The following is a 25,401-nucleotide window of genomic DNA, read 5'->3' as shown; positions in this document are numbered from 1 at the left end:
CCTTACCTGAGGGATCGGCGCGCGAGCGCAGCCGCGACGGCCGCGGATACAGCCTCGCCCACGGAGAGGTCCTGTGCGCTGAGCTCCCTGACGGAGCGCCCGTCGAATTCGAGTGCGTGCACCTCGGTGGTCGCCGTGGCGCCGAAACGCCAGTGGTGCGGCGGGATCAGCCAGGAACAGCCGAGGAGGTCGCCGGGTACGAGTGTGTCGACGAGAGCGGTGCTGGGACCGGGAAGGCGCTTGTCCAGCTCGACCCGCCCGGATTCGATGATCCAGAACCGGTCGGCGAGCTGCCGCTCGCGGAAGATGCGCGTGTCTGCGGGGAACCGGACCGGGCGGGCCTGACGCAGGAGCCGGTCCCGCGCCTCCGGAGCGAGCTCGCTCAGCAGCATCCTCATGGTGCTCATGATGTGCCTCCAGCCCTTCCCTCACAGACTCCCGCGTGGCGGCCGGGTGCACGTAGGGCCGGGCGGGTCACACGCGGGGGACCGATGGGCCCGGGTTCAGCGGACCAGGACGGCCTCACCGGAGCGGGGCACGACGGCCGTCCAGCCGAGCTCGCGGTCGATGCGGTCACGCAGCGCCCCGGACGCGGCCGGTTCGCCATGCACGAGGTACGTGGTGTGCGGGGGAGGGGCGCCGCGCAGCCAGTCGATGATCTGTCCGGCGTCGGCATGGGCCGAGAAGTGGGGGACGTCGGCGACCTCGGCCCGCACCGGTACGTATTCGCCGAACATCTTGAGCGTCCGGGCACCGTCCACGAGGTCCCGCGCCCGGGTGCCGGCCGCGGCGAAGCCGACCACGACGACCGCGTTGCGCGGGTCGGGGAGCAGCCGGTGGAGGTGGTGCAGGACGCGGCCGCCGGTGGCCATGCCGGCCGAGGAGACGATGACGGAGGGTCCGCGGGCGCTGCTGATGTCGATGGACTCCTGGACCGTTCTGGCGGCGAGGAACGGCGCGGGGCTCAGCGCGGTCTCTCCCTCGGCGAGGATCTCCGGCCGCAGCTCGGTGGACCGCTCGCGCACCGCGTCCCGGTACACGTCGAGGGCCGCCAGGGCCATGGGGCTGTCCACGTACACGGGGACCGACCGGGGCAGCAGGCCGGTCTCGCGCAGCAGGGTCAGTTCGTGCAGGACGACCTCGGTGCGGTCGATCGCGAAGGCGGGGATGACGACGGTGCCGTTCCGGGCGAGGGTCCGGGCGATCACGGCGGCGAACCCCGATCGGGCGGACTCATGGTCGTGGCGACGGTCGCCGTACGTGGATTCCATGAGCAGCGCGTCTGCTCCCGAGAACGGCTCGGGCGGAAGCAGCAGCGGGTGCCCGGGCCGCCCCAGGTCTCCGGAGACGGCCAGGGTGTGGCCGTCCTCCAGCGTCAGGCGGGCCCACGCGGATCCCAGAATGTGCCCGCCGCGGTGGAGCGTCAGCCCGGTGCCGGCCATGATCTCCACGTCCTCGTCGACGGGGATCGGGTCGAAGAACGCCAGCGTCTTCTCCACGTCGGAGTCGTCGTAAAGCGGCTTGGCCGGGCGGTGCTTGGACCAACCGTGCTCGTCGGCGTGCCGGGCCGCCTCCATCTGGAGACGGGCGCTGTCGCGCAGCACGATCCCGGCGAGTCGAGCGGTGTGGGCGCTGGTGAGGATCGGCCCCCGGAAGCCCTGGCGGACCAGGCGGGGCAGATAGCCGCAGTGGTCCAGGTGGGCATGGGTGACGACCACGGCGTCGACGTCCGCGGCGTCGCGGGCGAAGCGTTCCCAGTTGCGGCGTCGCAGGTTCGCGAAACCCTGGAAGAGACCGCAGTCGAGGAGGATCCGGGCATGGTCGCTCTCGACCAGGAACTTGCTTCCGGTGACCGTCCCCACGCCGCCCAGGAAACTGAGCAGTGCCGGGCGCGGGGTGGCGGGAGAGAGGTTGGGGGCTGCCTCGGACATGGTCAGCCCTCCTTCGGAGTGTGGGCCGGTCTCCACCCTCGCATCCGGACCTGCCCGGTCCGGAGGGTCCGAGCGGGTCCGTTCAGGGGCCGATCGGCTCATGTGCTGCCGGAGGAGTCCGTGGAGCCTGGTGGACGAGGACCGCAGCGACGCGCGACAGGAAGTGGGTGGGCGCCATGAAGGCACTCGTCTTCCAAGAGCCGGGCCGGATCGCCTGGCAGGAGGTACCCGACCCCGTCGTCGAGGACCCCGCCGATGCGATCGTCCGGGTCGACGCCGTCACCATCTGCGGCACGGATCTGCACATCCTGAAGGGGGACGTGCCGGAGGTGACGCCCGGCCGGGTCCTCGGACACGAGGCGGTCGGCACCGTGGTCGAGACCGGCGGCGACGTCCGCACGGTGCGACCGGGCGACCGCGTCCTGGTCTCCTGCATCTCCGCCTGCGGCAGGTGCCGCTTCTGCCGGGAGAGCCGTTACGGACAGTGCCGTGGCGGAGGCGGCTGGATCCTGGGCCACACTGTCGACGGCACACAGGCCGAATACGTCCGGGTGCCCTTCGCCGACCTGTCCGTCCATCCGCTGCCGGACTCGATCGACAGCTTCGACGCCGTCCTGCTCGCCGACATCTTCCCCACCGCCTACGAGGTCGGGGTCCTCAACGGCGCCGTGCGCCCCGCCGACACCGTGGTCGTCGTCGGAGCGGGCCCCATAGGTCTCGCCGCCATCACCACCGCCCGGTTCTACAGTCCGGGCCGGATCGTCGCCGTCGACCTCGCCGAGTCGCGGCTGGCCGCCGCCCGTGCCCTCGGCGCGGACGCCATCGCGAACGCCGGGGAGGAGCCGGAGCAGCTGGTCGCGGATCTGACCGACGGCCTCGGCGCCGATGTCGTCATGGAGGCCGTCGGCGTTCCGGAGGCGTTCGAGATGTGCACCCGGATGGTCCGGCCCGGCGGCAGGGTCGCCAACATCGGAGTCCACGGCAAGCCGGCGGCCCTCCACCTCGAAGACCTGTGGATCAAGGACGTCACCATCACCACCGGACTCGTCGACACCTCGTCCACGCCCCTGCTGCTGCGCATGATGGCCGCCGGACGGCTGCCGTCGGCAGAACTGGTCACCCACCGGTTCGAGCTGGGGGAGATGGAGGAGGCGTACGAGGTCTTCGGCCGCGCGGCCGAGACCGGCGCCGTCAAGGTCGCGCTGGGCGGCCCGCAGCACACGGTCGTGAGCCTCCCGGCCCCGCCGGTCGCCTGATGAACGGCCGAGGCCCGGGTTCTCGGCCGCTGGACGGCGCCGTCTTCGACACCGACGGCGTACTGCTCGACTCCGCCGTCGTGCACGCGGCGGCGTGGAAGGTCGCGTTCGACGCATGCCTCGACCAACGGGCGCCCGACAGCGGGACACAGCCGTCCTTCGACCGGGACGCCGAGTACCGCCAGCTCGTCGACGGAAGGTCCCGGTACGACGGCGCGGCGGCCTTCCTCACCTCACGCGGTCTTCACCTCCCACCGGGAGAGCCCCACGACGCCCCCGGCTGTGACACGGTCTGGGCCGTCGCGGCACGCAAGGAGTCGGCGTTCGTCGATCTGCTTCGTACGGAAGGCGTCACGGCCTTCGCCGACGCCCGGCCGGCTCTCGCGGCCTTGCGCACGGCGGGCGTGCCATGCGCGGCGGTGTCCGCCTCCCGGCACGCCCGGGCGCTGATCCGCGCCGCCGGGCTCGCGGGCTTCCTCGCCGTGATCGTGGACGGCGAGGACGCCGCCCGGCTCGGCCTCGCAGGCAAGCCCGATCCCGCGCTCTTCCTGCGGGCGGCGGCGCTCCTCGGCACGCACCCGCAGCAGACCGCGGTCGCCGAGGACGCCCTCGCCGGAGTCGAGGCAGCCCGTCGCGGCGGTTTCGGTCTCGTCGTCGGGGTCGACCGCACGCCGCTGCGACGCACCGCCGCCCTCCTGCGGGAGCAGGGCGCCGACCTGGTGGTCCCCGATCTCACGACGCTGGTCCGGAGCGTGTGGGGTGAGCGCGGATGACCACCGACTGGACGTGGGGGTACGACGGTTACGACCTGGAGCGTGAACCGCTGGTCGAGGCGCTCTGTACGCTGGCCAACGGCCGGTTCGCCACCCGGGGATCCGCTCCCGAGTGCACCGCCGGGACCGCGCACTACCCGGGCACGTATCTGGCCGGTGGCTACGACCGGCTCACCTCGGTCGTCGCGGGCGAGCGGGTCGTGAACGAGGACCTCGTCAACCTTCCGAACTGGACGCTTCTGCGCTATCGCTGCCGGCCGGACGACGGCCCGGCCGGCGACTGGCTCACACCCGATGCCGCGGAGCTGCGCCACCACGACGTCCGTCTCGACCTGCGCGCGGGCGTGCTCACCCGGCGCCTGTTCTTCGAGGACGCCCGCGGGCGGGGCCTGCGCGTCAGCCACATCCGCGTCGTGCACATGGGCGATCCCGGACTCGCGGCCCAGTGCACCCTGTTCCGCGCCTACGGTTGGAGCGGTTCCGTCGAGGTACTGTCCGTCCTCGACGGCGCCGTCACCAACGCCGGAGTCGAGCGCTACCGACACCTGGACGGGCGTCACCTCACGGACCACCGGACCGGATTCGAGACAGACGGTGTCGCCTGGATCTCCTGCCGTACCGTCGACCCGGGCATCAGGATCGCCATGGCCGTGCGCACGGTCACCCGCCCCGCGCGGCCCGCGCGGGAGGAGACCACCAGCGCCGGCACCGTGCAGACGTACCACCTGCCGATCGTGCCCCACCGCTCGGCGATGGTCGTGAAGACTCTGGCGCTGCACACCTCGATGGACTGGCCCGCCGCCGACCCGCTCTCAGCGGCCACCGACGTCATCGCTCGTGCTCCTTCCTTCCCCCGGCTGCTCTCCGCCCACAAGGCGGCCTGGCAGCGCGTCTGGGAGCAGGGCGAGTTGCGCGTGCCCGGGGAGGTCGGCCGCATCCTGCGGCTGCACGTGTTCCACCTGCTGCAGACGCTCTCCCCGCACACGGCGGACCTCGACGTGGGTGTGCCCGCTCGCGGGCTGCACGGCGAGGCGTACCGGGGGCACGTCTTCTGGGACGAGCTCTTCGTCCTGCCCTACCTCGACCTCCACTTCCCCGAGGTGGCCCGCGCGTTGCTCATGTACCGGCACCGTCGACTGCCGGCCGCCCGCGAGGCCGCCCGCCTCGCCGGCCAGCAGGGGGCCATGTATCCCTGGCAGAGCGCGAGTTCCGGCAGGGAGGAGACACAGGCACTGCACCTCAACCCACGCTCAGGGCGCTGGCTGCCCGACCATTCCCACCTCCAGCGCCATGTGGGCTCGGCCGTCGCGTACAACGTCTGGCGGTACGCGCAGGCGACCGGCGACCGCGGATTCCTCCACTCCGCCGGGGCGGAGATCCTCCTTGAAGTCGCCCGCTACTGGTCCGGGGCCGCCACCTTCGACCCCGCGCTCGGCCGCTACCGCATCCGCGGCGTCATGGGACCGGACGAGTACCACGACGCCTATCCCGATGCCGCGAACCCGGGCATCGACGACAACGCCTACACCAACGCGACCGCCGCCTGGGTGCTTGCCCGTGGCCTCGACCTGCTCGGCGAGCTGCCCGCGGCCCGGCGGTCTGAACTCTCGGAGCAACTGTCGCTGGACGACGGCGAAATCGCCCGCTGGGACGCCGTCTCCAGGCGCCTGTACGTTCCGTTCCACCAGGGCGTGGTCAGCCAGTTCGAGGGGTACGGGGACCTGGGGGAACTGGACTGGGAGGCGTACCGGGCCCGTTACGGCGACATCCGCAGACTCGACCGGATCCTGGAGGCCGAGGGGGACACGGTCAACCGCTACCAGGCGTCGAAGCAGGCCGACACGCTCATGCTGGGCTACCTCTTCGGGCCCGAGGAGCTGTACGGCCTGTTCGCCAGGCTCGGCTACCGCCTCGACGAGCAGGTGTGGCGCGCGACCGTCTCGTACTACCTGCGGCGCACCAGCCACGGCTCGACGCTGAGTGGTCTCGTCCACGGCTGGGTGCTGGCCCGGCAGAAGGGTGCCGACGCCTGGCGGTACTGCGAGGAGACACTGCTCGCCGACGTGGCCGACGTCCAGGGCGGGACCACGGGGGAGGGCATCCATCTCGGGGCGATGGCTGGCACGATCGATCTCGTCGAACGTGGGCTCACCGGCCTGGAAACGGGACCGGAAGGGCTTCGAGTGGCTCCAGTGCCACTGGCGGAGATCCCGCGGTTCACCTTCACTCTGTGCGCCGGCCGTCATCGAGGGGTACGGCTGCGGAGGCTGCCTGGGCGCCTGGCCGTTCGGGTTCCTGCCTCGCCCGAGAGTCCGCTCGCTGTGGTGCTCCCTGGCGATCGGCGGGTCACCGTTCCCGCCGGACAGGAGGGCTGGTTCCGCCTGTGAGGGTTCAGTCGAAGGCGAGCACCTCGGAGACAGGGCGGCGTGGCGTGGCCTGCCCCTGGGGGCCGTAGCCCAGGCGGATCAGCATGTGCACGAAGCCGATCGTCGAGCTGGGATCGCGAGCGTCGGAACGGAGTTCGGGCCATTCCAGCGGCTGGGACATGAGCGAGGTGGCGAGTCCGTCGAGGGTGGCCTGCAGGAGGACCCGTTGCATGGCCTGGCCGGCCTTCAGCCAGTCCTCCTGGGTGTCCTCCACCGTGCCGAGGAGCGCGATCTGCGGTCTCTTCTCGAAGCGCGCCGAGGTACGGCCGGGCACCTGTCGGGGAGCGCCGAAGTCCCTGACAGGAGAGGTCACGTCGTACTGACGCGGGCCGAAGGCGTACGCCGGGATGCCCTCGGTGCCGGGGCTTTCCCCGGCGGCACCGGTGCGTGTCCAGGCGGCGATCTCCGCGCGCACGGCCTCGTCCGCCGCCTCGAACAGTTCGGAGGTGTGGAAGAGATCCATGACGGTGTCGGTGTGCCACGCTCCCGGTACGACGAGTCGGCAGCCCTCCAGGAGGGCCGCGGCACGGAGTCCGTCGATCACCTCGGAGGGGATCCGCTCCTCGGTGAAGGGGAAGCGGCTGGTGTGCCGCCGCGGCAGGGAGGCATGGAGCACACCCAGTTCGCTGTCGGCGTCGTCGGGACCGTCGAACCGTACGTCGGCTAGGTGCCAGGGATCGCCGGGAGAGGGCAGCAGTCGGACCACGGGATGCAGGGCCCGGTGCGCGGCGGCGACCCGCAGATTGAACAGGGCGGCGCCGCAGCCGAGGTGGAGGGCACGGTGATCCGGGTCCTCGTGCGGCATACCGCGCAGCGGATCGCCGTGCAGCTCGACGACGCCGGCGCCCGTCCCGCAGACGAACTTCCAAGGCTGTGCGTTGTGCATCGAGGGCGCCGTGACGGCGTCTTCGATCAGGGACACCACGAGCGGTCGGGTCAGAACGGTGGCAGACACGGTTCGTCCTGTCTGAGTGAGTTACCAAGAGATGTCGTGCGGAGTCCGGGTGGAGGAGGTGAGACGTGCGTCGTCTTCGTGGAAGGACAGCTGGTCCACGACTGCGACGACGCCGTCCACGCGCTCGGCGAGTCCGACGAGCATCAGGGCCTGACTCCGCCGCCGGACGCGGCCCCCCAGCGTCACCACGCCGTCGAGGACGTGCACGTCCACCACGTCCCCGGGCAGGTCCATGGCATCCGCGAGGACGTCCTCACGGATGCGGCGCCGTATCTCCGCGTCCGGGCGGAGGTAGACACAGAGCAGATCGCGGCGGGTCACGATGCCCACCAGCCGTTCCTCCTCGTCGACCACGGGAAGGCGCTCGACGCCGCGACGCACCATCAGCCGTGCCGCGTCCGCCACCGTCTCCTCGGCGTGCACCGTGACGGCCGGTGAGGTCATCAGGTCCCGCGCGGTCAGCTCGTGGCGGGCCAGGAGGTCGCTCTCGGAGACGACTCCGACGACATGGTCGTCCTGGTCCAGGACGGGGACCCCGCTGATTTCGTGCTCGGCGAGCATCTTCGCCACCTCCCTGAACGACGTCGCAGGGACGGCGGAGATCACGTCATCGGTCATCAGACCGCCGACCTTCATGTGCTTCATCGCCGCGCCTCCTGTTCGAGGGTTCGGACGTCGCTGTCCCGCACCACCACCCTCCGACGCGCGCTCGGGGTCGGCGAGGGCCGAATGGTCCACCCTCAGGACCGAACGGGCTCGTTACTGCGCGGGCCGTGGCCTGCCCGGCCGGGGGTGGGGACCTTTGGTCCCTTCATTGCCCCCAGCGGACCTGCGGCCACCCGGGGCCAGATGCCAGGGTGGAAGGAGGTCCCTCGGACCTTGCGAGGAGGAGCCATGAACGGAACCGCAGCCCGTCCCGGTCTGGGCAGGGTCGTCGTCGGCGTCGACGGATCACCGTCTGCACACACGGCGGTGACGTGGGCGGCAGCGGAGGCGGCCTTGCGGGGCACTACTCTCTGTCTCGTCCACGCGGCGGACACGGACCCACCTGTCCCGTTTCTATCCAAGGCGGAGATCGTCACAAGCCGACGAGCAGGGCAGGCACTACTCGACCGGACCGCTGAAGAGATCGCGGAACGCCACCCTGACCTGACGGTCGTCCCGGAGCTCACGGATGGCGGAGCCCCAGGCAGTCTGCGGCAAGCCGCCGCCCGGACCGGCACGATCGTCGTCGGGCACCGGGGTCTGGGCGGGTTCTCTTCACTGTTGCTCGGATCGGTCGGTCTTGAGGTCGCGGCCGGCGCCACCACACCCGTGGTCGTGGTGCGCGGGGCCGCAGAGCCCGTCGATGCCGGCGCGGTTCTTGCGGCGGTCCGGAACGAGGCCGACGTGGGCTGCGCCCGTGCGGCGGCCCGCGAAGCCCTGCTGCGAAAGGTGCCTCTGCGGCTCCTGCACATTTGGAGTGTGGGGCTGCCCGCCGCCTCACGGGCTGCGCTGCGTAACGGTGGCGACGGGAACGCCCGCGATCACGTACACGTGCTGTCCTCGGTCTCGGACCGGCTCCGGGAGGAGTTCCCGAATCTGACGGTGCAGGCCGATGGCCAGAAGAGCCACAGCGTGCCGGGAGCTCTCGTCGACGCGTCGCACCACGCCGACCTTCTGGTCGTCGGCGGTCGGCGATCGCCCGGCTACCTCGGACCGACGCTCGGCCGGATCACGCTGACCCTGCTGCAGCACGCGCACTGCCCTGTGGAGCTCATCCCCCGGCAAGGGCCTGGACATGGGAGCACGTCATGACGCGCACCACGGATCGCCGTGACATCGTCGTCGGTATCGACCCGGTCAAGAACTGGCACTTGGCCCTTGCCTGGGCTGCGGACGAGGCTCACCGGCGAGGACGGGGACTGCGCCTGGTGGTCGCGATACCCCCGCAGCACGACACCCAGCACGTCGACGACACCCCGCGTCACGAGGCACAGCGACAAGCCGGCACGGAAGCTCTGCGTGCCGCGCTTGCCTGGACTCAGGCCCGGCAGCCCGGCGTCAAGACCACCTCCTCCCTTTTCGACGGGTTCCCGGCAGGAGTCCTGGCCGGTCTGTCACACGAGGCCGACATGATCGTGCTGGGCTCCCGGCATCTCAGTCGTACCGAGGAGTTCCTGAGTGCCGGTTCCCTGGTCGTCCCGGTCACCGCGAAGGCGCAATGCCCGGTGGTGGTCGTGGGGGACGCGGAACACGTCACGCAGGAGACGCCGTACCTCGTGGTCGGCGTCGACGGCAGCGAATCCTCACGAGCCGCCTTGGCCTGGGCCGTCGAGGAAGCGGACCTCCGGCGCTGCGCCCTGCGTGCCATAGCCGTCTGGCAACCACCCGTCTTCTCCCTGCACAGCGGCGACACGCTGTTCCACGCCGAGCGCCGCCTGCTCTCGGAGACCACCGCGGGATGGTCGGAAAAGTACCCCGACGTCCGGCTGACCCACGAGGTGCCCATCGGCTCCCCCGTGGAGACGCTCGCGGACGCAGCCGAGCACGCCCTTGCCGTCGTCGTCGGCCGTCGGGGCCGGGGCGGATACACCGGGATGCGTGTCGGCTCCGTCGTCCACGGGCTGCTGCACCGAGCCCACTGCCCGGTGATCACCGTCCCTGCCGGGTGAGCGGGCCATGACGGCGTCGGCAGAGGACCGGGCACCCGCACGGGTGCGGGAGACCACGGGCCTCACCGAGGAGGAGGCCGCCCGGCGGTTCGCCGAGACGGGCCCCAACGAGGTGACCGCGAGAAGGCCCGTACGGCTCCACAAGCGGATCCTGGCCCAGCTGACCGACCCGCTGATCATGGTGCTCCTCGGGGCCGTCGTGCTGACCCTCGCGATCGGCGACCATCCTGACGCCATCGTCATCGGACTGGTCGTCCTCGTGAACACGACCGTCGGGGTGGCGCAGGAGATCCGGGCCGACAACGCCGTAGCCGCCCTCTCGGCCCTCACCGCGCCGCACGCGCGCGTGCGGCGCGACGGCGCCGTCTGCGATCTCCCGGCGGCCTCGATCGTCCCAGGTGACGTCCTCCTGGTTGGTGAGGGCGACATCGTCGCCGCCGACGCCGAGCTCGCCGAGGCGTCCGCCGTTCTGGTGGACGAGTCCATGCTCACAGGGGAGTCCGTGCCCGTCGACAAGGACCCCGATGCGAGGCTGAGCGCCGGCACGATCGTCGTCCGGGGCCGGGGCGTGGCCGTGGTCTCGGCGACCGGGGCGTCCAGCGCGCTCGGCCGCATCGCGGCTCTTCTCGACGAACGTCGCGAGCCGACCCCGCTGCAGCGCCGACTCGCGGCCCTCGGGCGCGTCCTCGCGGTCGTGACGCTCGCCCTGTGCGTCCTCGTTTTCGCCCTCGGCCTGGTGCGGGGGCTCCCGCTCGGCACGATGGCCGTCACTGCCATCAGCCTGGCCGTGGCAGCCGTCCCCGAATCCCTTCCCGCCGTCGTCACTCTCGCCCTGGCTCTCGGCGCCAGGCGCATGGCCGCCAGACACGCCCTGGTGCGGCGGCTTCCCGCGGTGGAGACGCTCGGCTCCGTGTCCGTCCTCGCCACCGACAAGACCGGCACGCTGACCGAGGGCCGCATGGTCGTCCAGTACGTCTGGACACCGCGAGTGAGCGCCGAGCTCTCGGGGGTGGGGTACGAACCCGTGGGGGAGGTCCTGGTTGCCGGGCGGCCGGCGGAGGCGGACGAGCTCGAGCCGCTGACGGAGCTGCTGACGGTGACTGCCCTGTGCAACGACGCCGCGCTGCGCCCGGCGGACGACGGGGCGTCCGACGGCCGCTGGACGGCGCTGGGCGACCCCATGGAGGCCGCCCTGCTCACTGCCGCGGCCAAGACGGGCTGCCCGGAGCCGACGGAACTGTCGGTGACCCGCGCCCGGATCGGAGAAGCGCCCTTCGACAGCCTCCGCAGACGCATGACCACGCTCCACAGAACTGGCGAAGACGGGGTGCTCGTCTGCATGAAGGGCGCACCCGAAGCCGTACTCGACTCCGCCGTCCTGATCGATCCCCCGGACGCGCTTGTGAAGGCGCACCAGGAGGCAGCGCGTCTGGCGGCCCGGGGGTACCGCGTGCTCGCGGTGGCATCGGGTATGCGGAACGACATCCCGAGCCCGGTCACCGTGGCGGAGTCGGGGCTCGCGCTTCTCGGCCTCGTCGCACTCAGCGACCCGCCCAAGCCACATGCCGCAGCGACCCTCGCCTCCTGCCGAGCGGCCGGCATCACTCCCGTCCTCATCACCGGGGATCATCCGGCGACAGCTCGGGCGGTGGCGTCCCACGTCGCTCTCCTCGGCGACGGCGGCGAGACGGAAGGCCGAGTCGTCACCGGCGCGGACGTGTCCGCGGGACGGGTCGCCGACCTCACCTCGGTGCGGGTCTTCGCCCGTACGGACCCCCAGCAGAAGCTGGACATCGTGGAGGCGTGGCGCGCCAGGGGAGCGGTGACCGCCATGACCGGCGACGGGGTCAACGACGGCCCCGCCCTCCACCGGGCGGACATCGGCGTCGCCATGGGGGCACGGGGCACGGAGGTCGCACGGCAGGCCGGCGATCTCGTCCTCACCGACGACGAGCTCTCGACGGTCGTGGCGGCCGTCGAGGAGGGGAGGCGTGTCTACGACAACATCCGCCGCTTCCTCGTCTACGGGATGGCCGGCGGTGCGGCGGAGATCCTCGTGATGCTCGTCGGCCCGCTCCTGGGGCTTCCCCTGCCTCTTCGTGCCGGGCAGATCCTGTGGATCAACCTCCTGACACACGGTCTCACCGGCGTCGCGATGGGTGCCGAACCCGCGTCCCCGGGAGCGATGCACCGCCCCCCGCGCCCACCTGACCAGCACATTCTCGGCGGTGGCGCCTGGCAGAGGCTGCTCCTTCTCGCGGCCGTCGTCACGGCAGCCTCCCTGGGCGCGGGACTCGCCGCCCAGGCACTGGACCTCGCCTGGCAGAGCGTCCTCTTCCTCGCCCTGCTCGCCGCGCAGCTCGGCGTCGTCCTGGGACTACGCACCCGACTCCTGACCAAGGAGAACCCGTTCCTCCCTCTGTCCGTCCTCGCCTCCGCCCTCCTGGCCGCGGCGGCGCTGTACGTGCCCTTCCTGGGCTCGGTCCTGGAGACCGAGCCGCTCGGTTGGGCGGGCGCCGGCATCGCGATCGCGTGTGCGCCGGCCGGATTCGTGGCGGCCCGCCTCGTACGGACCGCCTTCCACCCGGGGGACCCGACAGGAACGGGAAGCTCGTCCGGACTACGGTGAAGGTGCGCGCTTCGGGTGCGGCCCGTGCGCTCGACGCAGCCGGAGGTTTGGATGGGTCGTGAGGGCCCGGAATCCGCGGAGGGCAGGCTTCCGCGGCTGAGACTCGACGAGCTGCTCGACGAGGTCCAGGTGCGCATCGACGCGGTGCGTGGCACCAGGGACCGGCTCAACGGGCTGCTCGAAGCCGTCATGTCCGTGGGCCGCGAACTCGACCTGCCGCAGGTGCTGCGTGGCATCGTGGAGGCGGCGGTGGCCCTCGTGGACGCCGAGTACGGCGCCCTGGGTGTCATCGGTGACGACAACAGACTGTCCGAGTTCCTCCCCATCGGCATCGGCGACGACCTGCGCGAGCAGATCGGCGACCTGCCCTCCGGGCACGGCCTCCTCGGTGAACTGATCCGCAATCCCCAGCCGCTGCGCCTGCCGGAGCTGTCCGAGCACCCGGCCTCGTACGGATTCCCGCCCCACCACCCGCCGATGCACTCCTTCCTCGGCGTACCCATCCGGGTCCGCGACGAGGTGTTCGGCAACCTGTACCTCACCGAGAAGCGCGGAGCGGCGGACTTCGACGCCGAGGACGAGGCCGTGGTGACGACCCTGGCCGTCGCGGCCGGCATCGCGATCGAGAACGCCCGTCTGTATGAGGAGGGCAGGCTCAGGCAGCGCTGGCTGGCCGCGAACTCCGACCTGACCAGCGCCCTCCTGTCCGGCGCGGAGGAGTCCCAGGTCCTCGAGGGGATGCTGGAACAGGCCGTGGACATCGCGGGCGCCGACATGGGGGTCTTCTACCTGGTGGGAACGGGCGGTGAGCTGCGGGGCTCGCTGGCCTGCGGCGAGGGGGCCGAGGCGCACCGGGGCGTCGTCCTCCCGAGCAGCCAAGGAACGCTGGTCGAGGCCGCCCTGGCGCAGGAGGGCCTGGCCACGGTCGCCGATGTGGAGAATGAGCCGCGCATCACGGTTCAGCCGGAGCGGTGGAAGGGTTTCGGGCCGGCGGTGGCCGTCACGGTCGGAACCAAGGAGCGACTCAGCGGGGTGCTGATCCTCGCGCGGCGCCACGGGCGACCCCTCTTCACGCCCGCGGAGGTCATTGCTCTTCCCGGATTCGCGGGTCAGGCGGCCCTGGCGCTCGAACTGGCCGACCGCCGTCGTGACGCGGAGCAGGTGAGCCTTCTGGAGGACCGTGACCGGATCGCCCGGGACCTGCACGATCTGGCGATCCAGCGTCTCTTCGCCACCGGGATGACGCTGCAGAGCGCCCGTCGCTTCGTCGAGCACCCGGAGGCCGCGGACCGGCTGACCCGGGCGATCGACGACCTCGACGCCACCATCAAGATCATCCGATCGACCATCTTCGGCCTTCGCGAACATGACACCCCCGGAACCGCCCCGAAACTGAGAAACCGCGTGGTCAAGGCCGTGGACTCGGCCGCGTCGACGCTCGGATTCGCTCCGGCGCTGCGCATGGAGGGCCTGCTCGACACGGACGTGCCGCCGGGTGCGGCCGAGCAGGTGCTGGCCGTCCTCGGGGAAGCGCTCACCAACGTGGCGCGGCATGCCCGGGCGAGCAGGGCGGAAGTGTCCGTCGTCGTCGAAGACGGCGTGCTGGCGGTGACGGTGAGCGACGACGGCATCGGCATTTCGCAGGGGGGTAGCCGCAGTGGACTGCGGAACCTCTCCGAACGGGCCGAGCGGCTGGGCGGCGCCCTGTCGGTGTTCGCACGAGCGGCGCCGGGCAGCGGCACCGTGCTGGAGTGGCGGATCCCGCTTCCGGCCGAGCGGGAGTCGGCCGAGCGGCAGTGAGCGGGCTACGTCTGCTCGGCGTCATGTTCGTGCGCCTGCGCGGCGATGACGGCGGCCTGGACGCGGCGCTCCACGCCGAGCTTGCCGAGCAGCCGTGAGATGTGGTTCTTGACCGTCTTCTCCGACAGATAGAGCCGCTTGGCGATCTGCCGATTGGTGAGCCCCTCGCCGATGAGTTCGAGTACGGAACGCTCCCTCTCTGACAGCGCCGCGAGCCGCTCGTCCTCCGGCGGCTTCGCCGCCTCGGGGTCGCGCAGCGAGTGCATCAGCCGGGCGGTGGTGGCCGGGTCGAGCATCGACTGGCCCGTGGCCACGGTTCGTACGGCCGACACCAGGTCGGAGCCTTTGATCTGTTTGAGGACGTACCCCGCCGCTCCCGCCATGATCGCGTCGAGGAGTGCGTCCTCGTCGTCGAACGAGGTCAGCATCAGGCATGCCAGCTCCGGCATCCGCGAGCGCAGCTCCCGGCACACGGAGATCCCGTCACCGTCGGGCAGCCGGACATCGAGAACCGCCACGTCCGGCCGCAGAGCGGGGCCCCTGGCCAGGGCCTGGTCGGCGGTGGCCGCCTCGCCGACCACTTCCATGTCGGGCTCGTCGTCGATCAGGTCGCGAAGACCCCGGCGGACGACCTCGTGGTCATCCACGAGGAAGACGCGAGTGTGTGCGGTGGATGCCGGCAGATCGGACATGGCGACCCCTGCGGTCGGTCGGGCACGGACAGAACGTCCCTATGAGGATTGTCCGCCATGGAACGGCTCAAGGGGCGGGATCGAGATCCATCCGGACGTCGACGACCCCCTCCACCGCGCGCACCGCGCGGACGAGGAGCGGGACCAGCGCCCGGTCGGCGAGCGCGCCGCGGATCGTGGCCACCCCCTCCGTCACCGCGACCTCCAGCCCTGCCGGAACGGGCATCTCGCCGAGGACGGATCGGCGTATCTCCTGCTCGATGTCGGCGTCCGTACGGAGAAACACCTTCAGCAGGTCGCTCCGGCTGACGACGCCCTCCAGCATGCCGACGTCGTTCACGACGGGCAGCCGCTTCACCCTCCGCTTGGCCATGATCCGAGCCGCCTCGGCGAGCGTCGCGTCCGGGTGGACGGTCACGGCCGGGCTGGACATCAGCTCACCGGCCCGTAGGGCTCCGGCCTTGGACGCCGCGTCGAACTCGTCGGGGCGGGGTACATCGCTCCGGAACTCCTCCTTCGCCAGGAGATCGGCCTCCGACACGACCCCGATCACCCGTCCCTCCCCCTCCAGAACGGGAACGGCGCTCACCTTCCACTGGTCCATGAGCGCGACGATCTCCTTGTACGGCGCGTCACGCCCGATGGCGATGGCGGTGTGGGTCATGACGTCGCTGACGGTGTAGCGCGAGGCGGGCATCACGTTCTCCCTGAGGGGTGGGGATCTACAGGCCGCTCCCGTGCGGTGCGTAGAGATCCAGCAGCCGCACACGGGCGGAGAAGAGACGGTGGGCGAGCATCTGTCCGACGAAGTGGTCCAGGGCGAGGCCGAAGCTCGGATCGGAGTCCATGATCATGCGCACGGTCGCCGCGTCGAACTCGTCCGCTCGTACCCGCGTCATGGCCTCGGCCCCGAAGTGCCAGCGGTACGGCTCGAACAGCCACGACCAGCCGAGCAGTTCACCCGCACTGACACTGTCGACCACGGCCGGCCGCTTGCCGGGCACGCGGACGTCCAGGGTGACCGTCCCGGTACGGACGATCCAGAACCGATCGGCGTACCCGCCTTCCTCGAACAGCCGGGTCCCTTCAGGGAAGTCCACCGGGCCGGCGCACTGCAACAGCCGGTCACGCTGGTCGGCGGAGAGAGCTGCCGTGAGCCGCGGGTTGGGGGGAGTACTCATCGGGGGCCTCCTGATCGGTGTCCACTCCCAGTCTTGCCTCGGTGTGTGATGGGGGAGGAGGGCCGGATGGCCCCCTTGGGGCCCTGTTCGGCCCGTGCGAGGCGTGTCAACCCGCCTCGGGCGTCCCGCCGTGTGCGGCACGCATCGGATTCGTGTCGCGCCCTGGCTGACGGAGCGCGGCTTCGCCGACCGCACCCGAGTCCCGGTCGGAGCCGGCGAGTGCGTCGGCCAGGATGTGTACGGACCTGATCTCCGCTTCACCGGCCATCGCCGCCCGTGGGTCTTGGCACTCACGTCCAGCCGAGCCTTTGGCTCTGGCTGCGTGGCCGAGACCTGCACAGGAGTGAGGTCGCAGGCCCTCGCATGGCGGCCTCCGCTACGGGAGAGGGGCCTGTTCGACGTGCTCTCACGAAGATCGGTGGCGTTCCTATGGGGGCCAGTCAAGCCACCTGGAGAGCCGCGCCCCACGCCCTCGCGCGATCCCTTTCGCCCTCGCGTAGCGGTCCTTCGGTGTCCTCGATGATGAATCCTTCCGGTTCTGCGACGAGTTCATAGCCATGGCCGCGCAGCCGGCGCGCGATGCCGCCGGCGGCGGCGCCGGCCAGCCGCATATCCGCCCGGGTGTCGAAGGCCGCGGCAGCATGGGTACCGGTGTGGGCCTTCGGGAGACTGTGGTGGAACCAGTCGCGGACGCCAGGGCCTTCGGCGCCCTCCTCGGGGGTGAAGGGACGCTCCTTCTTCTCGGCCTCCTGCTCCTCGGCCTTCAGCCCCATCTTCCGGCTCATCCCGGTGGTCATGCCCCGCATATGGGTCGGCCCGCCGACGACCAGCAGATCGGTGGGACCGATGCGTTCGGGCAGCGCGTCGACGACTGCCACGCACTCGACCTCGGCGTCCGGGTGCGCCTCCTTCACGCCCTCTCCGATCGCGTCAGCGATCTCGCGTGTGTTGCCGAACAGGCTCTCGTACACGATCACCGCACGCATCACGCCTCGTCTCCTCTCGGACTCTGTTCTCCGGCCGCCTCCGCGGCCTTCCCGATCGTCCTGAGTGCCCCGCGTAGCACGACGCCGACGCCCGGGGACACGAACATCCAGTAGCGGCCGAACCGTGTGGTGGAATCGGGGTCGGTGCAGGCGGTGCGCGCCTCGTAGGTCAGGAGGGACCGCCGTGCACCGTAGGGGTGGATGACGAAGGCAGCCGCCATCTTCGCCCAGCCGGGCTCGTCGAAGCTCATGTACTTACCGGGTTCGACACGGCGCCACTCGAGGGTGGGCCTCCACACCTTGCCGACTGCCCCGAAGACGATCTCGCGGCCCGCGCGCTCACCCAGGGCAACCCAGGGCTGGGCCTCCGGGTCCCCTTGACCACCACGTGCGTCGGTGTCGAACAGATCGGACACCCGCATCGACGGCGGTGTGACCACGGGCCGACGGCGCAGCCGGTCCGGCACTCCACGCGCCCACATGAGCGCGTCGAACAGCGGCGAGTGGATGGACAGCATGTCCAGATCTCGGGCTGCGCCGAACACGAGGTCCGGCGCGGCGGCGATCACGGCGCACTCGAGGCGGGAGAACCGGAACTCGGGCAGAGCCGCGTCGAGCAGGAGGGGCTCGGCTGCCGCGGTGACGCTCGGCTGGGTATTCATGGAGACCTCCCGGATCCGACACCACCAGTCTGGTCCACAGGGCAGGCATCTCGCTGGGGTCGAACGGTCCCCAGTCGCATCGCCGACGTCTCCGCCCGCCCCACGGCGGCGGCCTCCCCTGCCATGCCCGGCCGTACGCGGTGCGGCGAGCGTCGCCGATTCGGACCAGGTGGGCGGCCTATGCTCGTCGTCGCTGGACAGCGGACCGAACACACCGCGGCTGGCCATCCCCGAGGGGATTCGAAGTCCGTCCACCAGGGCCCACTCGCTCGGGGCGGGAGCGGTAGCCAGCCGTCGGCGACCACAGCGGGGCGGGGTGGTGCGTCCCGCATGTCGCAGTGACAGTGATCACGCAGAGGCTCCGAGGGGCCTTGCGTAGGCTGGCATCGTGGTCGCGGTGGGGGAGTGGTTGGGCCGACACAACCCTCCCGATCCGACCTGACGATACGTCAGAAAAGTCGGCAAGTGGTCAGCATCTGTCCCGGTGGTGTCCTCCAGTTGCCGACCTCGGGTGCGAGGGCGAGGAGCCGGGACCCCTGCCACCGCGGGTCCCTCGTCTGCTGCGTGCGTCGCGCCTTGGCGGGAAGGGGATGGCCGAATGGGAAGAGGGGCGCCCCGATCGTGAACCAGGCGGCGAGGAACGTGGTGAGGCTGGCGAGATCAAGGCGCTTTCGACCCGCATAGGGCCACCCGTGACCTGGGCGCGGATGAGTCTTTCAGCGTCTTTTAGGATCGTGCTGCGTTACGTGGTCGATTCTCCTCGGGAATTGCCGTCGCGGCGGGCCGTGCCGAGGAAGGGCTTCAAGTCTTCGGAGCGTGGTTGGGGAGCGTCGGGCAGCCGGGGTGGTGAATTCAGCGGATCGGGGCGCTCCACAGTGGCTGCCGTCCAACTGATCCATGCTTCGGCTTCGGTTCTGGCCTGGCCCGGTGGCACTTGCGTGCGCGCGGCGCCCACGTCCCGGTCCAGTCGGGTGGTGTGGCGCTATGCCGCTTCCCGCGCTTCGGAGTGCCTGACGCGGAACGCCTCTGCTTGCTGGAAGCGGGCTCCTTCCATCGCGACGGATGCGTTTCTGCCGCGATGCTTCCGCTTCGGTCAGCCGTTCGCGTTCGCACGACCCTTCCGCTCCTGTGCGGCGGACGGTCACGGCGGCGCTGAGTCCACTCCTTTCTCCCGCGTCCGGCTGATACAGCTCAGGAGCTGCTGCCCGCAGGCTGTCTCCCCAGCAGTTCCGCGAGCCCGCGTCGGGTGGCGGCGATGACAACGCGGTCCTCTGGTCGTAGCACGTAGCCTGGGTGGAGGTCCCAGAGCAGTTGTGGCTGTTCGCCGTCGTGGTGGGTGGAGGCGAGGTCGGGGCGGCGCGCGGCGGGGGAGGCTGTGTCGATGGCGAGGACGCGCCAGGCGCCGGGACGGAAGGCTTCGGAGACGGTACGTCCTTCGAACTGGGGGTGTCCGGCGACGAGGAGGGCGGCGAAGACCAGGACCTTGCGCTCGACGGGGATGGCGCCGAGGATCTGGCGGCCCATCATGGCGCCGGCGAAGGCGGGGGCGGCGAGGTGGGTGACGCTGCGGCTGCGGGTGAGGGCGTCGGGGTGGGCGGTGCGCAGGGTGCGGTAGACGGCGGTGGCGAAGTCGTCGTCGTACAGGCGCATGGCCACGCGCAGATCGGCCTTGACGGTACGTGCGTAGAGCGCGGCCTCCAGGTTGGTGGTGTCGGAGCTGGTGAGGGCGAGCAGGGCGTGCGCCCGATGGATCTTCGCCGCCTCCAGGATGCCGTCATCGGTGACGTCGCCGAGGACGACGGGCACACCGAGGTTGCGGGCGAGAGGGATGCCGCGGGCATCGGGGTCCTCCTCGACGCAGACGACCGGGATGTCGAGTTCTCGCAGCCGGGCGAGGACGCGGGTGCCGACCTTTCCGAGGCCGAGCAGGACGACGTGGCCGGACAGGCCGCGGGGCGGGCGGCGTAGGGCGCCCGCACTGCGGAAGGTGCCGAGTGCCTCCAGTGCTCCGGCGACGAGGAGGGGGAGCAGGGCGAGGCCGACGAGCCCGGTCAGGAGCTGGAGGACCTTGTTCGTGGCCGGCGCGTCGATGGCGGGGTCGTTGATGGAGAACAGGTCGAGCAGCGTGATGTAGGCGGCGTGCACCGGGTCGGCGTCGGTGAGCGCTGTGGTGGTGAGGGTCAGGGCGAGGACGGAGGCGACGATGCCGGCGAGCGCCCAGCGCAGGCGGCTGGAGAAGAGGTCACGCAGCGGCGCCCCACGGCGGGCCAGGCGCCGTGCGGGCAGGGCGGGACCGGTGTATCGGACGGTCTCCAGGACGACGCTGCCGCGCCCGGTGGTGCCCGCCGCGGTCCGGTCGTCGGGCAGAAGGACGGGGCCTTGCGGGCCGCTGGCCTCCGAGCCTTCTGCGCCCGCCGGGTCGGCGGTCGTGGACGACAGCAGCGCCAGGGTGCACAGGCCGGGGTCCGGTACCTCGCCGCGTCCCGGCGGGGTGCGTTCGGCTGCGCGCAGGAGCACGCCGTCGGCCTGGACGACCTTGCTCGTGCCGGCTACGGCGGTGGCGGCGAGGGCGGGGGCCGCGGTGTCCGCGTCGGACAGGACGGTCGTGGAGGCGTCGAGGACGGCCCGGTCCATGCCGGGGGAGTGCACGAGCGCCGCCTGGTCGAGCATCTCCTCCAGGTGCTGGCCGAGCTTGCGGTTGTACATGCGGACCACCAGCCGCAGTCCGGGGCTGAGCCGACGGGCGACGAGCGCGGCCCGCAGGTTCGTCTCGTCGTCCTCGTACAGCAATGCGAGCGCGGTCGCCAGCTCGACGTCGGCCCGTAGCAGCGCCTCTTCCGTCGGCGCCTGCGCCGTCATCACGTGTACGGGCACGACCGTGCCCCCACTCGTCGTGTCCGCCGGCGCCGTGACCGGTTCGGCGGTCCGCGCCGCGGCCCGTTCGCCGGTGACGACCAGGACGACCCGCTGCCGGTAGACCTCCCGCAGCTCGTCCGCCAGTCGGTGGGCAAGGCCGTCGTCGCCACAGACCACCATGTGCCCGCCGACCCGTGCCTCGGCGTTCCCCTGCTGCGGCAGTGCCGCCATGTCTCCCCCTATGACGTGGTGAATGCACTGATTCGATCACTGCCCTCAGGTTCGGCGCCGGGAAATGCCCCGCGGCTGCCATCAGCGAGGCGCGCGGCCTCGCCGGCCAACGTGGATCAGGACCGCGCACGCTGTCAGGGCGGCGGGTGTCCAGAGCGCGAAGTAGACGCCTAGGTCTGTGCTCCGGCCGTGCAGGAGGACCGGCAGGAGGAAGGACCAGGCGCTTAGCAGGCCCACCGCCCAGGTGCTTCTGCCGAGTGCAGCCGGCTTCCGGCGCCACGCGGCAGCCTCCTGGTGTCGGAGCGACCACTGCGACAGGTGGACACCGAGTCCTCCGGCCAGCAGGAGGGCGGTGCCGGTTCCGGCGGCGAACTGCGAGTCGCCGGCCGGGTGGGAGTTGGTCCGCTGCGCGGCCCGCTCGTTGGAGAGGACGATGATCCTGCCTCGCCAGATCGTGCCCGCGACCCGATCGCCGGGGCGCACCTGATCCAAGAAGTCACCGACGCCGGAGAACTCCACCTCACCGGCTGCTTCGTCGGGCCCGGAGACCACGACCCATCCGCCTGGGCTCTTGCCGCGGTGCACCTGAACGGACTCGACGGTGTACCAACCCGCTCGCAGGCAGTCCGTCGTCGCCGCCCCGCGGCACTCGGTCGCCGCGCGGAACGCCCGCTCCTCTGCCACCGCATGGGGGAGCCACGCGAACAGGACGGTGCCTGCGACGAGGGCTGACACTCCGGCGAGCCCGATGAGTACGGCGCGTATGCGCAGCCGTCTTGTGTCGTACGGCTTGCCGTGTCGCGGAGCCCGCGTCACGGCCGTCCGGCCCAGTTCTCCAGCTTCGCGAAGACGAGGGTCAGGCCGCCACCGCCGGCCGCTATGAGGCCGTAGATCGCGAGCATCGTCTTCTGGCCCTGCTTGCTCAGCGCCTCGTACTGGCTTCCGGTGACCTCGATCCTCTGCCGCTGAGGGTCGGTGGTGTCGACGGCGTAGTAGCGGCCCCGGACGGCATCGGTCGCCTGGAGGCCCGAGTCGTCCGAGAACGCTCCGGAGAGCAGGACGGCCCCTGCCAGACCCAGGCCCACGAGCAGGACGTGCACCCGGCCCGGAAGGGACTTCAGAGCACGCCACTGGTTCGTCCTGTTGCTCGCGTATCCCCTGACGCGGATCTCGAGCGCGATGCTGCGGAAGATCGTCGCGGCGTGGAGCGGGAAAAGCAGCGCGAACCCGATACCGAGAAGAATCCCCTCGCCGGCGAACGGCGGAAGGTGGGGGACGGCGCTATAGGCGGCCGCGGACAACGCCATTATGGCCAGGGCCAGCTGCAGCCCCGCGTGCACTTTGAAGCTTCTTCTCACGCCGTGCCCCCCGTCGGACTGGTGTCTCAGTCGGTGATCTCGACCTGCGCGCTCGTCGCGGCCGGCACGGCCGCCGGCTCCGCCTTGCTGGTGATGCCCTGGAGGAGGGCGGCAAGGTCGACGCCGGTGGTGGAGGAGAGGAGTTCCATACCCTGGGCGACGTTGTCGGTGACGGTGCGGGAGAGCTTGCTCGCTCCGTCGGTGGAGATGATGGTCATCTTGTCGATGGCGGCAAGGGGTTCGGCGGCCTTGGCGACGACTTGGGGCAGGACCTCGACGAGCATCTGCAGGACGGCCGCATCGCCGTACCTGTCGAAGGCATCGGCCTTCTTCTGCATGGCCTCGGCCTCGGCGGAGCCCTTGGCGGAGATGGCGGCGGCCTGGGCCTCGCCCTCGATGCGTAGGGCGTCGGCCAGGGCGGCGCGGTGGGCCTTCTCGCCCTCACCGGTCAGGCGGGCGCGCTGGGCGTCGGCCTCGGCCTGCTTGACCAGGGCGATGCGGCGGGCCTCGGCCTCCTGTTCGGCCTGGTATCGGGCGGCGTCGGCGGGCTTGCGGACCTGGGTGTCGAGCTGACGGTCGGTCAGTGCCGCCTGCCGCTCGGCGACCTTCTCCTGCTCGGCGAGGATCTGCTGCTGGCGGTCGGCCTCGGCGAGGGGACCGGCGGCGTTGGCCTGGGCGGCGGCCTCGTCGGTCTGGGCCTTGATCTCGGCCTGCTTCAGGTAGAGGGTCCGCTGGGCGATCGCGATCTCCTCCTCCGCCTTGAGCCGGGCCTGCTCGGCTGCACGGCGGGCGACGGCCTCGGCGATGTCGGCCTCCTGCTTGGCGCGGGCGGCCTCCGGACGGCCGAGGTCCTCGAGGTAGGAGCCCTCGGTGGTGATGTCCTGGATCTGGAAGGCGTCCAGGACCAGGCCCTGGCCGGAGAGGCTGGCCTCGGCCTCCTCGGCGACCTGTCCGGCGAAGGCGGCGCGGTCGCGGATGATGTCCTCGACCGACATACGTCCCACGATGGAGCGGAGCGCGCCGGAGAGCACTTCCTGGGTGAAGCCGACGATACCGTCCTGCTGCATCAGGAACCGCTGTGCGGCGGCCCGGATCGAGTCCTCCGTCCCGCCGACCTTGACGATCGCGACGCCCTCCAGGTTGGCCTTCACGCCGCGCAGCGTGACCGCGCCGCGCACGGCGACCGGGATGTGCCGGCTGGACAGGTCGAGGGTGAACTTCTGCTGGACGAACGGCACGACGAAGACGCCGCCGCCGACCACGACCTTCTGGCCGCTGTTGTCGGTGAACACCCGCCCCGTGGCGGGATCGGTGGCCTGCTTCCCCCTGCGGCCCGTGATGATGAACGCCTCGCTCGGACCGGCGACCTTGTAGCGCGTGATGACCACAAGACCAAGCAGGACGACGAGTACGACGATGCCCACCACAGCGGTGAGAACAGGGCTCATGAGCACATCCCTTGAAAGTGGAGCCAAAGAAACAGAGCAAGTCGGGGGCAGCGGTCAGCGCTCGACGGGACGTACGACGACCGAGGTCGGCGAGAGCACCGCCTCGACCCAGACCTCGGCGCCACGCGGAACCGGACCGGACGCCTTCGCCGCGTACTTCACCGGCTGGCCGCTCAGGTAGAGCAGAACCTCGCCGTAGCCGTCCCCGGGAATGGCGGTGACGACCGTCCCCGAACCACCGGTCAGATCCTCGCCCCTCGGCGCGGGCGCGGCTCCGTCACGCATCAGCGCCCGACTGAACTTCCCCGTCAGCCAGGCCACGACGCCCCCCGCGACCACGCCCGCACCGGTGGCGACCCCCGCCCCCGTACCGGTGACCCCCATCGTGATCGCCCCCGCGAACCCGAGCGCCGACACGAAACCGGCGATCACCGGCAATGACAGAAACCCGTCCAGTCCCGAGCCGAGTCCGTCGAAGACCCCCTCCAACAGACCGTCGAGGACGAGGGCAAGGACGAGCAGCACGAGTCCCGCGGTGCCGAGGCCCAGAAACCACGTCATGTCACTGTCCCCTCGGCTCGCACGCAGATGCGGTGCCGCTTCTGCCGTCAAAGGATGTTCCCACCGAACCGCACGGGAGTTCACTGCCGGAGTCCGGCAATCTTTACGCGTTCTTGATGCCGTTAACGCGCGCCGAGCGCCTCAGAAACGACCATGGCGGCTCGCTCCACCGCCTCGTCCAGGACCAGGTGCCCAGAATCGCCGATCACAAGGAGATCGGCACCGAGCAGGCGTCGTGCGGCGCGACGCAGCGCAGAGGCCGGCAGAAAGGTGTCGTGTGCACCGACGATCACGAAGACCGGAGCAGTCCGGGCGGCCGTCAGCGCCGATCGCGGCAGAGGCCGGGGAGCGAGGCTGCTGCGGCACGTCGTGCCCACGAGCGCCATCCAGTCGGCCAATGCATGCGGTGGCCGAGTACCGGGGGCCGTCATGTGCTGTAGAAGTCGCTCGGCGCGGTGAACAGTGGGACGCAGCAACCACGGGAGCGTCGCCCCGAGTACGGCGGGGCTGACCCGCAGCCTGATCAGCCCCGCAGGGGAGACGACGACCCGGGCTGTGATCCGCTCCGAGGTGGAGGCGAGTGCGATCGCGCCGCCCAGCGAATGCCCCACGACCACCGCACCCTGGGGCGCCACCTGGTCCACGACCTGTGACAGCCAGCGCCCGTACCACGCTGCACGGTCGCGCCCGGGACGAACATCCGCACTCAGACCGGGCTGCCCCGGAACGTCCACCGCGATTGCCTGACCGACACCTGACAGTGACTCCAGCGTGTCCAGGGAGACAGCTGCGTTCATGTTCGTCCCCGGTACGAGGACGATGCTCGGAGTCCCTGGAGTCGGGGCAGCCCCCACCGTCGTCACATGAGTCGCTCCCGCAGAGGTGTCGACATGCGAGCGGGTGTGGGGCACCGGCCACGCGTCGAGGCGCTTCTCGCACCAGTCGCGCACCTGGTCGTGCGCGGCCGGGCCGCGGTAGATCGATCGCATCGCCACAGCGTAG

22 protein-coding genes are annotated in these 25,401 nt (G+C 71.0%); 7 read left to right on the top strand and 15 right to left on the bottom strand.

The genetic code is table 11. From position 1 onward, the window contains the following. Positions 1–2 precede the first annotated feature (2 nt). Both ACFY8U_RS08590 and ACFY8U_RS08585 read right to left on the bottom strand, forming a co-directional pair. Positions 3–407, bottom strand: a complete 405-nt coding sequence (locus ACFY8U_RS08590) for a cyclic nucleotide-binding domain-containing protein (protein WP_389567427.1) — start codon at positions 405–407, stop codon at positions 3–5. A 96-nt stretch (positions 408–503) separates the two neighbouring features. Then, positions 504–1,931 (bottom strand): MBL fold metallo-hydrolase RNA specificity domain-containing protein, encoded by a 1,428-nt coding sequence (locus tag ACFY8U_RS08585; RefSeq protein WP_389567424.1) that lies wholly within the window; start codon positions 1,929–1,931, stop codon positions 504–506. A gap of 176 nt (positions 1,932–2,107) precedes the next feature. On the opposite strand from ACFY8U_RS08585, the gene ACFY8U_RS08580 reads away from it, so the two are divergent. Genes ACFY8U_RS08580 through ACFY8U_RS08570 form a run of 3 tightly spaced genes read left to right on the top strand, consistent with a single transcriptional unit; the run spans position 2,108 to position 6,347 of the window. Continuing rightward, positions 2,108–3,187 carry an alcohol dehydrogenase catalytic domain-containing protein gene (locus tag ACFY8U_RS08580; RefSeq protein ID WP_389567421.1) on the top strand — a complete coding sequence of 360 codons (1,080 nt, stop codon included), beginning with the start codon at positions 2,108–2,110 and terminating at the stop codon, positions 3,185–3,187. Continuing rightward, the gene (locus ACFY8U_RS08575; RefSeq protein WP_389567418.1) at positions 3,187–3,960 is read left to right on the top strand and encodes an HAD family hydrolase; all 774 of its coding nucleotides are present in this window, start codon (positions 3,187–3,189) and stop codon (positions 3,958–3,960) included. The genes ACFY8U_RS08580 and ACFY8U_RS08575 overlap by 1 nt, the downstream gene beginning before the upstream one ends. Next, the gene (locus ACFY8U_RS08570) at positions 3,957–6,347 is read left to right on the top strand and encodes a glycoside hydrolase family 65 protein (RefSeq protein WP_389567416.1); all 2,391 of its coding nucleotides are present in this window, start codon (positions 3,957–3,959) and stop codon (positions 6,345–6,347) included. Before ACFY8U_RS08575 ends, ACFY8U_RS08570 begins: the two co-directional genes overlap by 4 nt. Before the next feature lie 4 nt (positions 6,348–6,351). Here the strand turns inward: ACFY8U_RS08570 and ACFY8U_RS08565 are convergent, their stop codons facing one another. Both ACFY8U_RS08565 and ACFY8U_RS08560 read right to left on the bottom strand, forming a co-directional pair. Next, a complete protein-coding gene (locus ACFY8U_RS08565; protein WP_389567414.1) occupies positions 6,352–7,341 on the bottom strand; it encodes an Acg family FMN-binding oxidoreductase in 990 nt (329 codons plus the stop codon). 21 nt (positions 7,342–7,362) lie between these two features. Continuing rightward, on the bottom strand, positions 7,363–7,986 hold the full coding sequence (locus tag ACFY8U_RS08560; RefSeq protein WP_389567412.1) for a CBS domain-containing protein: 624 nt from the start codon (positions 7,984–7,986) through the stop codon (positions 7,363–7,365). Positions 7,987–8,235: 249 nt separating this feature from the next. Between ACFY8U_RS08560 and ACFY8U_RS08555 the strand changes: the two genes are divergently transcribed. From ACFY8U_RS08555 to ACFY8U_RS08540, 4 genes are read left to right on the top strand one after another with little or no spacing between them, the layout of a single operon-like run. Then, positions 8,236–9,138: a universal stress protein gene (locus ACFY8U_RS08555; RefSeq protein ID WP_389567409.1), complete on the top strand. Its 903-nt coding sequence runs from the start codon at positions 8,236–8,238 to the stop codon at positions 9,136–9,138. Further along, a complete protein-coding gene (locus ACFY8U_RS08550) occupies positions 9,135–9,995 on the top strand; it encodes a universal stress protein (protein WP_389567408.1) in 861 nt (286 codons plus the stop codon). Before ACFY8U_RS08555 ends, ACFY8U_RS08550 begins: the two co-directional genes overlap by 4 nt. A gap of 7 nt (positions 9,996–10,002) precedes the next feature. Then, entirely contained in the window at positions 10,003–12,624 is a 2,622-nt protein-coding gene (locus tag ACFY8U_RS08545) for a cation-translocating P-type ATPase (protein ID WP_389567405.1), read from the top strand. Between the two features lie 51 nt (positions 12,625–12,675). Next, positions 12,676–14,424 (top strand): GAF domain-containing protein, encoded by a 1,749-nt coding sequence (locus ACFY8U_RS08540; protein WP_389567403.1) that lies wholly within the window; start codon positions 12,676–12,678, stop codon positions 14,422–14,424. A gap of 5 nt (positions 14,425–14,429) precedes the next feature. On the opposite strand, the gene ACFY8U_RS08535 is transcribed toward ACFY8U_RS08540, so the two are convergent. The 11 genes from ACFY8U_RS08535 to ACFY8U_RS08485 all read right to left on the bottom strand — a co-directional run bounded on the left by ACFY8U_RS08535 (position 14,430) and on the right by ACFY8U_RS08485 (position 25,388). Then, entirely contained in the window at positions 14,430–15,116 is a 687-nt protein-coding gene (locus ACFY8U_RS08535) for a response regulator (protein WP_389567400.1), read from the bottom strand. Between the two features lie 67 nt (positions 15,117–15,183). Continuing rightward, complete coding sequence (locus ACFY8U_RS08530) at positions 15,184–15,813, bottom strand: CBS domain-containing protein (protein ID WP_389567399.1); 630 nt, start codon at positions 15,811–15,813, stop codon at positions 15,184–15,186. A gap of 25 nt (positions 15,814–15,838) precedes the next feature. Beyond that, positions 15,839–16,297 carry a cyclic nucleotide-binding domain-containing protein gene (locus ACFY8U_RS08525; RefSeq protein WP_389567395.1) on the bottom strand — a complete coding sequence of 153 codons (459 nt, stop codon included), beginning with the start codon at positions 16,295–16,297 and terminating at the stop codon, positions 15,839–15,841. 440 nt (positions 16,298–16,737) lie between these two features. Beyond that, complete coding sequence (locus tag ACFY8U_RS08520) at positions 16,738–17,283, bottom strand: flavodoxin domain-containing protein (protein ID WP_389567392.1); 546 nt, start codon at positions 17,281–17,283, stop codon at positions 16,738–16,740. Beyond that, on the bottom strand, positions 17,283–17,945 hold the full coding sequence (locus ACFY8U_RS08515) for a hypothetical protein (RefSeq protein ID WP_389567390.1): 663 nt from the start codon (positions 17,943–17,945) through the stop codon (positions 17,283–17,285). Before ACFY8U_RS08515 ends, ACFY8U_RS08520 begins: the two co-directional genes overlap by 1 nt. 1,191 nt (positions 17,946–19,136) lie before the next feature. Continuing rightward, positions 19,137–21,032, bottom strand: a complete 1,896-nt coding sequence (locus ACFY8U_RS08510) for an NAD-binding protein (RefSeq protein ID WP_389567388.1) — start codon at positions 21,030–21,032, stop codon at positions 19,137–19,139. Positions 21,033–21,113: 81 nt separating this feature from the next. Continuing rightward, complete coding sequence (locus ACFY8U_RS08505) at positions 21,114–21,848, bottom strand: hypothetical protein (RefSeq protein WP_389567385.1); 735 nt, start codon at positions 21,846–21,848, stop codon at positions 21,114–21,116. Continuing rightward, on the bottom strand, positions 21,845–22,372 hold the full coding sequence (locus tag ACFY8U_RS08500; RefSeq protein ID WP_389567383.1) for a hypothetical protein: 528 nt from the start codon (positions 22,370–22,372) through the stop codon (positions 21,845–21,847). Before ACFY8U_RS08500 ends, ACFY8U_RS08505 begins: the two co-directional genes overlap by 4 nt. A gap of 44 nt (positions 22,373–22,416) precedes the next feature. Beyond that, positions 22,417–23,838: a flotillin family protein gene (locus ACFY8U_RS08495; RefSeq protein ID WP_389567380.1), complete on the bottom strand. Its 1,422-nt coding sequence runs from the start codon at positions 23,836–23,838 to the stop codon at positions 22,417–22,419. Between the two features lie 54 nt (positions 23,839–23,892). Then, complete coding sequence (locus ACFY8U_RS08490) at positions 23,893–24,399, bottom strand: hypothetical protein (protein ID WP_389567377.1); 507 nt, start codon at positions 24,397–24,399, stop codon at positions 23,893–23,895. A gap of 122 nt (positions 24,400–24,521) precedes the next feature. Then, positions 24,522–25,388 carry an alpha/beta fold hydrolase gene (locus tag ACFY8U_RS08485; RefSeq protein WP_389567375.1) on the bottom strand — a complete coding sequence of 289 codons (867 nt, stop codon included), beginning with the start codon at positions 25,386–25,388 and terminating at the stop codon, positions 24,522–24,524. Positions 25,389–25,401 lie beyond the last annotated feature (13 nt).

This window comes from Streptomyces sp. NPDC012508 (assembly GCF_042902595.1).
GTDB lineage: Bacteria > Actinomycetota > Actinomycetes > Streptomycetales > Streptomycetaceae > Streptomyces.
Note: the sequence above shows the minus strand (reverse complement) of the source record. Positions and strands in the feature narration are given on the sequence as shown.

Coding starts and splice junctions, on each gene's coding strand:
- ACFY8U_RS08510 (WP_389567388.1), bottom strand. CDS start 21,032: ATGGCGGCACTGCCGCAGCAGGGGAACGCCGAGGCACGGGTCGGCGGG.
- ACFY8U_RS08515 (WP_389567390.1), bottom strand. CDS start 17,945: ATGAATACCCAGCCGAGCGTCACCGCGGCAGCCGAGCCCCTCCTGCTC.
- ACFY8U_RS08485 (WP_389567375.1), bottom strand. CDS start 25,388: ATGCGATCGATCTACCGCGGCCCGGCCGCGCACGACCAGGTGCGCGAC.
- ACFY8U_RS08570 (WP_389567416.1), top strand. CDS start 3,957: ATGACCACCGACTGGACGTGGGGGTACGACGGTTACGACCTGGAGCGT.
- ACFY8U_RS08550 (WP_389567408.1), top strand. CDS start 9,135: ATGACGCGCACCACGGATCGCCGTGACATCGTCGTCGGTATCGACCCG.
- ACFY8U_RS08545 (WP_389567405.1), top strand. CDS start 10,003: ATGACGGCGTCGGCAGAGGACCGGGCACCCGCACGGGTGCGGGAGACC.
- ACFY8U_RS08560 (WP_389567412.1), bottom strand. CDS start 7,986: ATGAAGCACATGAAGGTCGGCGGTCTGATGACCGATGACGTGATCTCC.
- ACFY8U_RS08520 (WP_389567392.1), bottom strand. CDS start 17,283: ATGCGTGCGGTGATCGTGTACGAGAGCCTGTTCGGCAACACACGCGAG.
- ACFY8U_RS08525 (WP_389567395.1), bottom strand. CDS start 16,297: ATGAGTACTCCCCCCAACCCGCGGCTCACGGCAGCTCTCTCCGCCGAC.
- ACFY8U_RS08585 (WP_389567424.1), bottom strand. CDS start 1,931: ATGTCCGAGGCAGCCCCCAACCTCTCTCCCGCCACCCCGCGCCCGGCA.
- ACFY8U_RS08555 (WP_389567409.1), top strand. CDS start 8,236: ATGAACGGAACCGCAGCCCGTCCCGGTCTGGGCAGGGTCGTCGTCGGC.
- ACFY8U_RS08575 (WP_389567418.1), top strand. CDS start 3,187: ATGAACGGCCGAGGCCCGGGTTCTCGGCCGCTGGACGGCGCCGTCTTC.
- ACFY8U_RS08535 (WP_389567400.1), bottom strand. CDS start 15,116: ATGTCCGATCTGCCGGCATCCACCGCACACACTCGCGTCTTCCTCGTG.
- ACFY8U_RS08530 (WP_389567399.1), bottom strand. CDS start 15,813: ATGCCCGCCTCGCGCTACACCGTCAGCGACGTCATGACCCACACCGCC.
- ACFY8U_RS08590 (WP_389567427.1), bottom strand. CDS start 407: ATGAGCACCATGAGGATGCTGCTGAGCGAGCTCGCTCCGGAGGCGCGG.
- ACFY8U_RS08495 (WP_389567380.1), bottom strand. CDS start 23,838: ATGAGCCCTGTTCTCACCGCTGTGGTGGGCATCGTCGTACTCGTCGTC.
- ACFY8U_RS08490 (WP_389567377.1), bottom strand. CDS start 24,399: ATGACGTGGTTTCTGGGCCTCGGCACCGCGGGACTCGTGCTGCTCGTC.
- ACFY8U_RS08580 (WP_389567421.1), top strand. CDS start 2,108: ATGAAGGCACTCGTCTTCCAAGAGCCGGGCCGGATCGCCTGGCAGGAG.
- ACFY8U_RS08540 (WP_389567403.1), top strand. CDS start 12,676: ATGGGTCGTGAGGGCCCGGAATCCGCGGAGGGCAGGCTTCCGCGGCTG.